General features: G+C 36.9%; 10 protein-coding genes and 1 pseudogene. 7 read left to right on the top strand and 4 right to left on the bottom strand.

Annotated elements, in window-relative coordinates:
- The first annotated feature begins 44 nt into the window (after nucleotides 1-44).
- Nucleotides 45-401, top strand: coding sequence for a hypothetical protein (locus CDZ92_RS12205; protein ID WP_096155487.1), 357 nt, complete (start codon nucleotides 45-47; stop codon nucleotides 399-401).
- A 63-nt stretch (nucleotides 402-464) separates the two neighbouring features.
- Nucleotides 465-1,565 (top strand): A/G-specific adenine glycosylase, encoded by a 1,101-nt coding sequence (gene mutY, locus CDZ92_RS12200; RefSeq protein ID WP_227521535.1) that lies wholly within the window; start codon nucleotides 465-467, stop codon nucleotides 1,563-1,565.
- A 53-nt stretch (nucleotides 1,566-1,618) separates the two neighbouring features.
- Here mutY and CDZ92_RS12195 read toward each other — a convergent pair whose 3' ends face one another.
- The gene (locus CDZ92_RS12195; RefSeq protein WP_096155485.1) at nucleotides 1,619-1,843 is read right to left on the bottom strand and encodes a hypothetical protein; all 225 of its coding nucleotides are present in this window, start codon (nucleotides 1,841-1,843) and stop codon (nucleotides 1,619-1,621) included.
- A 110-nt stretch (nucleotides 1,844-1,953) separates the two neighbouring features.
- On the opposite strand from CDZ92_RS12195, the gene fabL reads away from it, so the two are divergent.
- From fabL to CDZ92_RS12170, 5 genes and pseudogenes are all read left to right on the top strand, one after another.
- On the top strand, nucleotides 1,954-2,703 hold the full coding sequence (gene fabL, locus CDZ92_RS12190; protein WP_096155484.1) for an enoyl-[acyl-carrier-protein] reductase FabL: 750 nt from the start codon (nucleotides 1,954-1,956) through the stop codon (nucleotides 2,701-2,703).
- A gap of 81 nt (nucleotides 2,704-2,784) precedes the next feature.
- Nucleotides 2,785-2,967 (top strand): annotated as a pseudogene (locus CDZ92_RS12185) (gamma-type small acid-soluble spore protein); the annotation flags it as partial.
- A 339-nt stretch (nucleotides 2,968-3,306) separates the two neighbouring features.
- A complete protein-coding gene (locus CDZ92_RS12180) occupies nucleotides 3,307-3,561 on the top strand; it encodes a YgaB family protein (RefSeq protein WP_096155482.1) in 255 nt (84 codons plus the stop codon).
- Between the two features lie 139 nt (nucleotides 3,562-3,700).
- A complete protein-coding gene (gene ntdP / locus CDZ92_RS12175) occupies nucleotides 3,701-4,231 on the top strand; it encodes a nucleoside tri-diphosphate phosphatase (RefSeq protein WP_096155481.1) in 531 nt (176 codons plus the stop codon).
- A gap of 151 nt (nucleotides 4,232-4,382) precedes the next feature.
- Nucleotides 4,383-6,128: an ABC transporter ATP-binding protein gene (locus CDZ92_RS12170; protein WP_096155480.1), complete on the top strand. Its 1,746-nt coding sequence runs from the start codon at nucleotides 4,383-4,385 to the stop codon at nucleotides 6,126-6,128.
- Nucleotides 6,129-6,178: 50 nt separating this feature from the next.
- On the opposite strand, the gene CDZ92_RS12165 is transcribed toward CDZ92_RS12170, so the two are convergent.
- From CDZ92_RS12165 to CDZ92_RS12155, 3 genes are all read right to left on the bottom strand, one after another.
- Nucleotides 6,179-7,273, bottom strand: a complete 1,095-nt coding sequence (locus CDZ92_RS12165) for an FUSC family protein (RefSeq protein ID WP_096155479.1) — start codon at nucleotides 7,271-7,273, stop codon at nucleotides 6,179-6,181.
- Nucleotides 7,274-7,709: 436 nt separating this feature from the next.
- Nucleotides 7,710-12,179 carry a glutamate synthase-related protein gene (locus CDZ92_RS12160; protein ID WP_096155478.1) on the bottom strand — a complete coding sequence of 1,490 codons (4,470 nt, stop codon included), beginning with the start codon at nucleotides 12,177-12,179 and terminating at the stop codon, nucleotides 7,710-7,712.
- A gap of 336 nt (nucleotides 12,180-12,515) precedes the next feature.
- Nucleotides 12,516-13,811: a glutamate-1-semialdehyde 2,1-aminomutase gene (locus CDZ92_RS12155; RefSeq protein WP_096155477.1), complete on the bottom strand. Its 1,296-nt coding sequence runs from the start codon at nucleotides 13,809-13,811 to the stop codon at nucleotides 12,516-12,518.
- Nucleotides 13,812-14,040 lie beyond the last annotated feature (229 nt).

The following is a 14,040-nucleotide window of genomic DNA, read 5'->3' as shown; positions in this document are numbered from 1 at the left end:
AAAGCTTCTTTCTATATCATGATGCAAAAAGGAGAATTTAAAACATGTGTAATGACCAAATAAATATTGCTATTCAATATGCCATTCAAATTAAAGACGTGAGTCAGTATAAAAACTTATTAATAGATATCCAAAACATCATGATAGATCTTGGTGCTGAAAACTTCGCAGTAGAACAATTTTTGGAATCTAAAAATAAAATAATGTGTGTAGAAACTTTCCGTTTTCCAAGTGAAGCACATTTCCATGCTTTAAAACATATCAGAAATACACCATCTCATTCAACTTTTAGTAAGCTTAATTCATTAATTGGTGAAAGTAAAATATATTATGTTGCGCTAAAATATGAAGAAGATACAATAAAACACAGTTCATACTCTATGCAACACATTACTGTATAATTACTCCATACTGAAGTATGGTACTATACTAGTATGCTTTCAATATTTACGGAGGTACAAGTATTGACTAAACAACAAGATATCCTTAATAATTTTGATAAAATAAAGTTTCAACATGATTTAATAGGTTGGTTTGAAATAGAGCAAAGAGATTTGCCGTGGCGAAAAGATCAAGATCCTTATAAAGTATGGGTTTCTGAAATAATGCTACAACAAACAAAAGTAGATACAGTTATACCTTACTTTCATTCCTTTATTGACCAATTTCCAAACATTGAAGCATTAGCCTTTGCAGAAGAGGAAAGGGTTCTAAAAGCTTGGGAAGGCCTTGGTTACTACTCAAGAGCTCGTAATTTACAAGCTGCTGTAAAGGAAGTGCATGAAAAATACAATGGTGTCGTACCAAAAGAGGTGAAAGAAATTTCATCCCTAAAAGGTGTAGGACCATATACAACAGGAGCAATCTTAAGCATTGCATATGGTATACCTCAGCCTGCTGTAGATGGAAATGTCATGAGAGTACTATCAAGGATATTATTAATAGAAGAAGACATCGCTAAACCAAAAACGAGAAAAATATTTGAAGAAGCAATTAAAGAAATTATCTCTATAGATAATCCGTCCTACTTTAATCAAGGATTAATGGAATTAGGTGCACTAATTTGTACGCCTTCATCCCCGTCTTGCTTATTATGTCCTGTTCAATCTCATTGTCGAGCGTTTCATAAAGGAGTTCAACGTGAGCTCCCAATTAAAACGAAGAAAAAATCAACAAAAGAAGTTCATCTAGTAGCGGGGGTTTTTGTGGATGACAATGGTAATTACTTAGTACGTAAAAGGGACAGTAAAGGACTTTTAGCGAATCTTTGGGAGTATCCAACCTTTGAAAAAGTGTCAGATGTAACGACATCGAAAAAGCAACTTGAAATGGAAATGAAAGAAACATATAAAATTGATGTCGAGATCGACGATTATCTATGCTCCATCCAACATGTATTCTCCCATTTAGTATGGAATATAACGGTTTATAAAGGGAAGTACAAGCATTCTAAAGCGATGATACCAGGAATTACAGAAGTTTCCGAGGAACAGCAATTCGAATTACCTTTCCCGGTGTCGCATCAAAAAATATGGAAAGCATACAAAGAAAACCTTCAAGGCTAAAATGCTTTGAAGGTTTTTATTTTATATTACATTCCTAACCACAATTGACTAACTCAATCAAAAGTTACTCTTGTTCCATGTGTCCAATCTGCTTCTTGACGTTTTAAGCCACCTCTTGCTTCAATTTCCTCTATAATTTCACGATGTATACTTTGCCCCTCTACATTTAAATAAGGAACCATCTGTTGTAAAGAATGATGAAAATAAGCTAATTCACTATCTTTCCAGTCTTGTTTTGCCATCATTGTAAGTTCAGTCATATCTCTGCCTACATACATTATATCAACCTCCATGAATTTTACTGCTTTTATTGTTTGAATAAAGAAATAAGTCTATACTGAAAGCAGATAACTTTTCATTGCAATAATACATACATGAGGTGGATGAGATGGAAAACAAGGTAGCGTTAGTAACAGGAAGTAGTCGAGGAATTGGTAAAAAGATAGCTATTGAACTAGCAAAAAAAGGTTATGACATTGTAATAAACTATAACCGTAGTAAAAGTGCTGCACAAGAAACAGCAGCTGAAATTGAACAATTAGGTCAAAAAACACTAATAGTTAAAGCAAACGTTGGTCAGCCAGAAAAAATTAAAGAAATGTTTCAATTAATTGATGAGCATTTTGGCAGAATGGACGTATTAGTAAGTAATGCTGCATCAGGTGTTTTACGTCCAGTCATGGAGCTAGAAGAATCTCATTGGGATTGGACAATGAACATTAACAGTAAAGCACTTCTATTTTTAGCTCAAGAAGCTGCGAAAAGAATGGAAAAAGTAGGCGGAGGAAAAATTGTAAGTATTAGCTCACTAGGATCTATCCGTTATTTAGAAAACTACACAACGGTTGGAGTTTCAAAAGCTGCCATTGAAGCATTAACACGTTATTTAGCTGTGGAGCTTGCACCGATGAATATCGTAGTAAATGCTGTATCGGGTGGAGCGGTTGATACGGATGCGTTGAAACACTTCCCGAATCGCGAAGAACTGCTAGAGGATGCAAAGAAAAACACACCTGCTGGACGCATGGTCGAGCCAGATGACTTAGTGAAAACAGTTATGTTCTTAACTTCTGATGATGCAAGTATGATTTGTGGGCAAACAATCATTGTTGATGGTGGAAGGTCATTACTTGTGTAAAATATTCCTAAAAAATATTATTTTTTTTAACATATAATCACCTCCAACGGGACATCTTAAATTTCGTGGAGGTGATTTCAAATGGCAAACAAATTCAATCAACAAGCTGGTAAAACTGCTTCTGGTACAAATGTTCAACAAGTAAAACAACAAAACGCTCAAGCTGGTCAGCAACAATACGGTGCTGAGTTCGCTAGCGAAACAGATGTTCAAGAAGTGAGAGAGCGCAACGCACAATCTGCAGCTCAGAAGAACCAAAACTCTTAATATTCAACAAAAACACTCCTTATCCAAACAGATAAGGAGTGTTTTTATTACATTTGGATAATGGTTATTTGCTAATGGAAGTTAGTAAATTACTTTTGATTATAAATCAATTAAAGAAGTATGATAACGCGAGTTGCGAGGCTCCCTGCCCCGCCCGCGGAAAGCTAGTGCCTCGTGCTATCATCAACAGTTAAAACTCGTTGTAAATTAAAGTAATAATATAAGTGAAGCACTCGACAAAACTTCTAATAAGTCAACAATCATAGTCAAAGGGATTAGCACACTCAAATAGAAATTAATTAGGGAGATACTTCGTGTACGAGGAGGAACTACATAATGGAAAGTTTTGATTTAGCAGTAGCAAAACAACTAAAAACAATGGATGAACTTCTCTTTTTACAATCAGAAATAGAACGATGTCAACAACTCGAAAAAGAACTTATACAATTAAAAAATGAACAAAAATTAGAATCCATTCAGCAAGAGATAGAGAGAATGAATATAGAATTAAAAGAAATTCAATTAATTTTTGAAAAACAGACAGAAGAAGCGATCCAATCTTATCAAACAATGGGGATTACGAGTGCTTAATATGAATTTCTTAATATTTCTGCCATCTTTTTTCAAGAAAGATGGCTTCTTTGTTTTAAAATCTAGTTACAACCGTTATAATAGGATAAAACGGTTCTTGAAGAAATTTAGTTTCCAGGAAGGAAAGTAGGGGAGAAAGATGGGCAGTCCCATGGAAGGAGAAACAATACAAATACATAGTTATAAACATAACGGCTTAATTCACAGAGTATGGGAAGAGACAACCGTTCTAAAAGGTTCTCAAAACTTAGTGATCGGCGGAAATGACAAAACAATTGTGACCGAATCAGATGGTCGGACTTGGATTACTCGTGAGCCAGCTATTTGTTATTTTCATTCTAAATATTGGTTTAATGTGATCGGAATGATTCGTGAAGATGGAGTTTATTATTATTGCAACATTAGCTCTCCGTTTATTGCAGACGATGAAGCATTAAAATATATTGATTATGACTTAGATATTAAAGTCTTTCCTGATATGACATTTATTTTGCTAGATGAAGATGAATATGAACGACATCGTAAAGAGATGAACTATCCAGAAGTAATTGATAAAATTTTAAAAAGCAATGTCGAAACATTAATTTCATGGATCCGCCAACGAAAAGGACCATTCGCTCCTGATTTCATTGACATCTGGTATGAAAGATATTTAACATATCGCGGATAAAGCAACACGAAAGCTTTTAAATGGACAAGTAGTAAAAGTTTATACTAGGATGAAACTACTTACCACAGTTTTTGACTGTGGTATTTTATATGTTTTTATGAATGGGGTAAAATACGCAAGAAGGAAATGGTTATATATTGGGGGGAATCCTTTGGGTAGTATTAGACGCTACTTACAATTTGTTAAGCCTTACACATGGCAAATTGTTGGAACAGTCATCATAGGAGTTTTTAAATTTGGATTGCCGTTACTAGTACCACTATTGCTGAAATATGTAGTGGACGACATTTTGCTTACGCAAGATATGTCTAGTGAGGAAAAATCAAGCGAATTAATGTTAATCATGGGAGTGGTTATTGCGGTCTTCATTTTATTACGACCGCCAATTGAATATTATCGTCAATATTTAGCACAGTGGACCGGAAGTAAAGTATTATACGATATTCGTGATAGCTTGTTTGAACATATTCAAAGATTAAGCTTAAGGTTTTATGCAAACAATCGAGCAGGCGAAGTCATTTCAAGGGTCATTCATGATGTAGAACAAACGAAGAACTTTGTTATAACAGGCTTAATGAATATTTGGCTCGATTTAGCAACTATATTAATTGTTATTATCATAATGTTCCAAGTTGACTTCATGTTAACAATCGTTTCCATCATTCTGTTCCCGCTTTATGGGATAAGTGTTAAATATTTTTACAGCCGACTACGTGATTTAACGAGAAAACGATCACAAGCGTTAGCAGAAGTACAAGGTCACTTGCACGAACGAGTTCAAGGAATGCCTGTCATTCAAAGTATGGCAATTGAAGATTATGAGCAAGAGCAGTTCCAAAAGCAAAATAAAAACTTTTTAAGCAAAGCGCTCGTACATACTAGTTGGAATGCAAAAACATTTGCTGTAGTAAATACGATTACAGATGTTGCACCGCTTTTAGTTATTTTTTATGCGGGTTACTCCGTTGTTCAAGGAACGCTTTCCATCGGGGAAATGGTAATGTTTATCGCCTATATTGATAGACTATACGCGCCGCTAAGAAGGTTAATAAACTCTTCGACGACATTAACCCAATCTTTAGCGTCAATGGACCGTGTATTCGAATTTGTAGATGAAAAATACGATATAACGGATAAAGAAAATGCTAAACCTATGAAGGCTGTACTAGGTGAAGTATCTTTTGAAAATGTTTCTTTCCGCTATGAGGAGAAAGAAGAGTATGTTCTTAAAAATCTATCATTAAATGTGCGTCAAGGAGAGACCGTCGCATTAGTAGGTATGAGTGGTGGAGGTAAATCTACTTTAGTAAGCTTGCTCCCTCGATTTTACGATGTAACAAAAGGTAAAATTCGTCTGGATGGAGTAGATATTAAGGACGTAAAAGTAAGACAGTTACGAAAAAACATCGGGATGGTTTTACAAGATAGTATTTTATTTAGTGATTCCATTCGTGAAAATATTGCGCTAGGTAGACCAGATGCAACGATGGAAGAAATTATTGAAGCTGCAAAAGCGGCCAATGCCCACGATTTTATCATGAACTTGCCAAAACAATATGAAACAAAAGTAGGGGAAAGAGGCGTTAAGCTGTCAGGTGGTCAAAAACAACGTGTCTCTATTGCAAGAGTATTTTTGAAAAACCCACCAATTTTAATTATGGATGAAGCTACATCGGCTTTAGATTTAGAAAGCGAACATCTCATTCAAGAATCATTAGAGCTTCTTGCTGCGGATCGAACAACATTCATTGTCGCACATAGACTTTCAACCATAACACATGCAGATCGAATTATATTATTGGAAAACGGTGAAATAGTGGAAGAAGGTTCACATGTAGAATTAATGAAAAAACAAGGTAGTTACTATAATCTTTACAGCATTCAAGAGCTGCATTAAAAGAAAAATGGTGTTACAGGAGGATTTGTTGCCGCCTGTAACACCATTTTTTACTCTTCAATCTGTTGATGGATATTAAATTCATTATCATCCTTGTGGTAGTTTTGAAAACTATCTATAAGCTTATTCAAGTGATCCAGTTGTTCACTATAATCAATAATTCGAGAAATGAGAGGGAATAGGTGATACCATATTTCCTCACTACAATATTCTTCACAACTCCATTCGTCTTTTTGCAACATGAATTCGTCAATGAATTGCTTCTTGTTAAAACGTTCTTCTTCATACATTTCCGAAGTATTATGCTTCTTTATTTTCCCTACAAATTTAAGCAAAATTTGTTCATGATAGTTAACTAAGTGGTCTAATTCTGCCTTTAAGTAGTGCTGAAATTCACTCGGCATGTGATGCAGTTCATTCTCTAAGCGATGAAGCATCTTAAGTGTGAAAAGTGCCCGATTGCTCGTTAAAATAAGCTGCCTAAAAATAACGAGCTTTCTCGCTTTAGCTAATGAATTTGCTTTAAAATACGTTCGCTCCTCTTTATATAAAAGGAACAATTGCTCTAATTTTAATAACCGTTGACGTAATGATTCAATGTCATTTTTCAATAAATGGTGTTCGGATGCGTGTCGCATGTTAATTCGTATCCATTTTAAAATATCTTCTGTTGTTTCTCTCACTTTGTAATACAGTCTCGTTTCATATTTCGGTGGTAGGAATATTAAGTTGACTAAAAACGCACTTAAAATACCAATTAAAACGGTAGAAAATCTTATTAATGAAAACTCTAAAAAATTTTCACCAGGACTTTCCATAATCGCTATTACTGTTACAAGTGCTAATGGTATTGTGTTTTCGATTTTAAGCTTTAAATTAATGGCGATTACAAAAATAGCTGTTAAGCCAATGATAAAAGGATCGTTTCCGAACAATAAGCCAAATACAATCGCCAGAATTGCTCCTATAACATTTGCCTGTACTTGTTCAATAATAGACTGGTACGATTTATATATAGATGGTTGTATGGCAAAAATAGCTGCGATACCGGCAAACAACGGGGAGGGTAGATCAAGCCAACGAGCGACAAACAACGCCAACGTAATCGCGATTCCCGTTTTCAATATTCGGGCACCAAGTTTCATTTCAATATCAAATTCCTTTCGTACTACGGAAATTTAAAGTACATCATCACCTACGTCTAAATTTCCACATATTCCAATAATTAAACACTAATGTACTATACAATGATTACTATTGTATAGCAATAAGGAATATGTATATTTTTTCTTGTTAAAAAACGCTGTTGATTGGAGCGCAAGTCTCCGCTTTCCGCGGGCGAGGCGGGAGCCTCCTCGACGCTCTGCGTCTGTGGGGTCTACCGTCTCTCGCTTCTCCCGCAGGAGTCTCCGACTTGCGCTCCAATCAACTGCTTGATTTGTAATATCAAATAGCTAATAGCTAACAATAAAAAATCCAGATCTAAACGCTATCTCGCGCTAGAAACTGGATTCAAATTTAGCTTAGCAGTTAGCTATTAGCTATTAGCTTTAAGCTCTTAGCTAACCACTAACCACTAAATCATTCCGTCGAAACAGCTGGATCTGCTTGTTCTTTAACTGGAATGACTTGAACGAAATTTTCTTCTAGGTTTTCTTTTAAACTCTCCAAATAAGCAACTTCATCCACTTGACCTTGCACATTAAGTGCTTCTATATAAGTGTTTAAAAGCTCACAAATTTCTTTCTTGCCTTTCTCACTTAACGTTTGTAAGCTTACTTTAGCGCCTTTTGCAATACGTCTTTGTATTGCTTCTTTTGTTAAGCCTAACTCAGGTTGATGGCGCAAATATACAACGCCACCGGTCATCCCTGCACAAATCCATGGACCAGGATCTCCTAAAACTAAGCCACGACCATTTGTCATATATTCAAAGGCAAAACCTTTTATGTTTGCCTTTACCCCAAGGTTTCCGTGTTCTTTTTCCGGGATAGCATGAACTAAACGGCCACCGATAATAATATCCGCTCCAGATAAACGTATTCCAGCACGAGCATCTGCGTTACCTTGTGCAATTAATGTTCCTTTTTGTGCACCATAACCGAATCCTTTACCGACAGACCCATTATAAAACACTCCATCTTTCCCACGATCTTTTAGAATAACCACTTTTCCACCAAAACTAGTTTTCCCAACACCATCTTGAGCCCCACCAGCTACGGTAATATTTACTCCGTTTGCATTGTAAGCGGCTAATCCATTACCAGGAATAGAAGATTCATATGTTAGCTCCACTTCTGGTAACTGGTTGTAAGTTCCATCTAAACGATTTCGTACACGATGGCAGGAAACTCGACTACCAAGAACACGTTGCTCAGCAGAAACACTTGAGAAGCTACGAGATTGTTGTAATTGGTCTATATGATAATCTAAATACTCCGCACCAGCAGCAACTAATAACTCATTTTCTTCCACACTTGCGGCCACTTCTTTTTGTGCTAGTTGCGGGACATCTAAAGCAGCTAGTAGGCCAGTTAAATCCATTTGATCTAACCCGCGAGCTTGCTCTAAAAGATCAGAACGGCCAACAATAGACTGTAAATTGTCAAAACCTAGAGAACCAGTTAATGCTTTCAGTTCACTTCCAAACGCAGTGAACAAATTCATTAACCCTTGAACAGCTAAGTCAGATTGACGAGGTACGAATCTACGTAAGCCATGGTCTTTTGCTTGAGCTTCCGATTCGATTTGAGTCGCAATACCAACATGACAAGTGTCTAAATGGCAGCCACGACATGTTGTACAACCAATAGCTATCATTGATAATGTTCCGAATCCAATACGGTTAGCGCCAAGAAGCATCACCTTCATACAATCTAATGCACTCTTAATTCCACCATCTGCCCAGATTTCGACTTTATTGCGTAGTCCGGATTCTAGTAAAGCATTATGTGCTGCTTTTACGCCAATTTCTACAGGTAATCCTACATATTGTAATGCGTGGATACGAGCAGCTCCTGTTCCACCGTCAAATCCGCTAATTGTAATGATGTCAGCACCTGCTTTGGCAATACCAACAGCAATTGTGCCTATGTTTGGTACAACAGGAACTTTTACGGCAACTTTCGCTTGGTCATTTGCTGTTTTTAATTCAGCAATCATTTGTGCCAAGTCTTCAATAGAATATATATCATGATTATTAGAAGGAGAAATTAAGTCAGAACCAATTGTAGCATTTCTCGCTTCTGCAATTTTAGCTGTAACTTTAGAACCTGGTAAATGGCCACCTTCACCAGGCTTAGCTCCTTGGCCAATTTTTATCTCTAATAAATTGGAAGAGTTTAGTAACTCAGTATTCACTCCGAAACGACCTGAAGCCACTTGTTGGCCTCGTGTTTTCGGGTATTTTCCAAGCATATCTTTTATTTCTCCGCCTTCACCGTTTAAACTAACCATGTTTAATCGATCAGCAGCTTCTGCATATGCCCGAAATGCAATTTCGTTTTGCGATCCAAACGACATGGACGCAATGAGAAACGGAAGGCTGTGCTCGCCAACAGATAAGCTAACTTTCTTTTCATCAACAGGTTGACTACTTTTCTTCAAATCTGTTAAATGTCTTATCGTAATTGGATTCTTCGTTTCTTGTTCGGAAAGTTTTTCCCTGTAGTCCGCATAGTCACCAGTTTTTGCAACATCCCCAATCGCTTTCCAAATGCGAGGGAAGAGGTGGAATGACTTTCCAGGACGAGATGTTTCATCTTCAAAGTCAATAGCGCGTTCCTTTGCATCTTTTTCAAGAAATTCAAGGCTGTAAGAGAGGTCATTTGCGCCCAAGAAGTTAACAATGCCTAAGTACTCAGCGATTTCTTCATTTAAACCAATAGATGAAAATAATCTACCGTACCCTCTTAGTTCATGGATGCCGATAGTAGAAATGACTTTTTCTAATCCTTTTGTTAATGCTTGGAACAAGTGAATAGTGGGCTTTGTCGATTCGTCACTTACTGTTCCAAATAGTAAATATGGACTGATGACGTTAGCGCCTAAACCGAGTGCTACGATACAATCGTGTAACGATCGGATTGCACCAGAACGAAGGACAAGAGAGCAGTTACGTCTAATTTGCTTCTCTACTAAAGCTTGATCCACAATAGAAGTAACAAGATGAGGATCAATCCAATAATTACCGTTCCTGTGTGCGGAAGAATCATCTAAAATTAAGAGAGTTTTTCCACTCTGAACCGCTTGAACGGCTTCATCTTTAATTCGAATTAATGCTTCGCCTAAAGAATCATTTTCATGAAAAACAGTCGGTAAGAAATAAACTAATTGTTGTTCAATGAAAAGATTAATAACTTCATCATAAGATGGCTGCTCTAATGTAGAAGCACAGTCGTGCCCATTCTGACCTTCGATTAAAAGAGGAGCGTACAATTCTATTGTTAATGGCTGTTCGGTTTCTTTTCCCCAATTCGCTAACACTGGTCTAGCTCCTATTACGGCCCGCGTCGAAAAATGTTCTGTTTCACGATCACGGTCAATAGCAGGGTTTGTCACAACCGCAACGCTTTCTTTTATAAAATCAGCAATATTTTTTCTACCATCAGCAATTGCTGCTAGTGGAACGTCATGGCCTAATGAGCGAATAGGTTCGACACCTTTTTCCGCCATTTGTTCAACAAGTTGAATATGCTCACGATCCCAACCGAAAGCAGCGTATTGCCCATTGTGTACTTTTGGTAAAGGTGATACGGAAACCACTTTTTCTAATGTTGGTGGCTTTAATCGACTTGAAAAACCACCCACATTCACTTTTTTCGAAAAGCGGTTATAAACTTCTTCTTGGAAGGAATGATATTCAAATATTTTTATCGTATCTCCATCCCACTTCAATCCAACTTTTTCTCCAGGTGAGAAAGGCTTTGGTTCTGCTGTATATTCATTCGTAGGTATGATTCCAGGTTCGGAAGAAAAATAATACGATGATTCTGTTTGCAGCATCCAAAGTGGGCGTAACCCAAGCGAATCTAAGCTAAACACGGCCTCATCATTGTAACGAGAAATAATTCCAGCAGGTCCTTGAGCAAAATGCCCCCAGCTTTCACGGATATAAGCATATAAATCTTGCAAGTGTTCAGGGTAACTTTTAATCTCATTTATGATAGGAGGTAAAATAATATCTAACGCTTCAAAAAGTGAATAGCCCTCTCTACTAATTAGAGTATCTATCGTTCTATTTAGGTCTTGTGAGTCACTACCTCCATCTGTTAAGGGAACGCCTAACATACGAGCTTCATCTCGAAGTTTCGCGATTGTATTAATTTCACCATTATGACCTAACACACTAAAAGGTTGAACTCTGAAGAAGTTAGAAAGTGTGTTTGTTGAGTATCTGTTATGCCCAAGTGTCATAGTAGACGCTACAAGAGGATGAGCTAAATCATGGTAGTATTTTGGTAATATATCTCCAGCTCCCATTACTTTATAAACGGCGTGGAAGTTAGAGAGGGAAGCAACATGAACTTCCACATTCTTTTCTATGTCAATCGTTAAATGAAATAAGTCATTCGCTTCACATTTGCTGTTTGTTGAAACAATTGCGAACTGCCAAAAGATTGGATTTTGCCTTAAAGCAATAGGACCGAGTGCTCCTTCGTTCGTCACTTTATTTGTTTCAAATATAACTTCAAAATGATAAGCTTTTAGAAGGCTAGTAATCTCTGTTTTCACTTCCGAGAAGTCTATTGTTCTATTAATAAATAGGTGTCCTACCGTAAAATCAGGACGATCAACTATAGAAGTATCTTCCCCGATACTGTCTAATTTTTCTTTCCATAATGCACGAGGGATATCAACGTGTAGCCCAACTCCATCCCCTTCACCATTAATAAAACCAGCGCGGTGATTCATTTTTACTAATGCATTTATACAGTCATCAATGTTATTCTTTGTAGGGATTTTTCTTTTTTCAATAGCGGAAACGATTCCACATGCATCATGTTCTTGATGATGGAAATCTTTAAATGTACTAGGACTCCATTTTTTCATATTGTGTGGCTAAAGGAATAGGGATTGTAAGAGGCCCCTAACTAGCCATTCACCTCCTGTATGATATTTTGGTAGAAAAACTTGAGGGTAGATAAGAAATGGAATTCCAAAACGGGTAGATATAATGTTAGGAATTTTTGCGAAGGGTATAACCTTTCTTATCTTTAAAATAAAACGAATTTTCAGACTTTAAAAACCATCATAACATTTCTATTCTACAAAATCAATTTTAATACATAAAAATGATGTAATTATGCGATGTAAGACTTGTGGATGTAAGCGTTTTCATTGTTTTGTAAAGGAAAAGAGTGCCTGCTAGACACTCTTTTTGTATAATTATTCATTTGCTAATTGTTTAAATGCATTTTCAACAGCTGTAAGCGTGGTAGCAACATCCTCTTTTGTATGAGCGATTGTCACGAACCAAGCTTCATATTTCGAAGGAGCTAAGTTTATTCCTTGGTGTAACATAAGCTTAAAGAATTTAGCAAATTGTTCTCCATTTGTATTTTCAGCTTGCTCGTAGTTTACGACGATTTCGTCTGTGAAGTAAATGGTTAAAGCTCCTTTAAGACGGTTAATCGTAATTTGTATGCCGTACGTTTTCGCATGCTTTAAAATACCTTTTTCTAACATTGCACCAATGTGATCTAAATGCTCATATACACCTTCTTGTTGTAACACTTCTAGGCATGCGATTCCAGAAAGAATGGACGCTGGATTTCCAGCCATAGTACCTGCTTGATATGCTGGGCCGAGAGGAGCAACTTTTTCCATGATTTCTTTTTTACCACCATATGCACCGATTGGTAGTCCCCCGCCAATTATTTTTCCTAATGCAGTTAAGTCAGGCTTTACTCCAAGCATATCTTGAGCTCCACCATACATAAAGCGGAATGCAGTAATTACTTCATCGTATATAACAAGTGCTCCTGCTTCATGAGTAAGGTCGTTCACTTGTTGTAAGAAACCAGGTTTAGGTTCAACAATACCAAAATTACCAACGATAGGTTCAACGAGAACGCACGCAATTTCATCTCCCCATTTTTCTAAAGCTTCTTTAAAAGGCTCGATGTCGTTAAAGGGCACAGTGATTACTTCTTTTGCGATACTTTTTGGAACTCCAGCTGAGTCAGGTGTACCTAATGTTGCTGGACCAGAACCTGCGGCTACAAGCACTAAGTCGGAGTGGCCATGGTAGCAACCAGCAAACTTGATAATTTTATCACGTCCAGTATAGGCACGAGCCACGCGGATAGTCGTCATAACTGCTTCTGTACCAGAGTTCACGAAACGTACTTTATCCATAGCAGGCATTGCTTCTTTTAACATTTTCGCAAACTTCACTTCATGAGGAGTAGGTGTGCCGTATAAAACACCTGTTTGGGCAGCATGTTGAATAGCTTTGGTAATATGTGGGTGTGCATGCCCTGTAATAATTGGACCGTATGCTGCTAAATAATCAATATACTTGTTTCCGTCTACATCCCAAAAATAAGCACCTTGTCCACGTTCCATGACAACGGGCGATCCACCGCCAACAGCTTTATATGACCTAGATGGGCTGTTTACCCCACCAACAATATGTTCTAATGCTTCAGCGTAAATTTGTTCAGATTTATTGAAATTCATTTATGTATCCTCCTAAGCGGAATCGATTATATTCAATTCATCATTTTATCATACTTTTGATAGTTACAAACATCTAGGAAAGTGTATTAAAATAGCGCGAATTGGTCATAAACCCATTTTTCAAGAACAAAACGAACACAAAAAATAGAAAAAGGAAGATATACATTAGCAATTAGAAACTAGTAATACCAAACACTTACCATTTGTAGGTTGAGCTCTTTTTGAGTAG

The sequence above is a fragment of the Bacillus sp. FJAT-45066 genome (genome assembly GCF_002335755.1).
Classification (GTDB): domain Bacteria; phylum Bacillota; class Bacilli; order Bacillales; family Bacillaceae_I; genus Bacillus_CD; species Bacillus_CD alkalisoli.
This window is presented reverse-complemented; position numbering and strand designations above follow the sequence as displayed.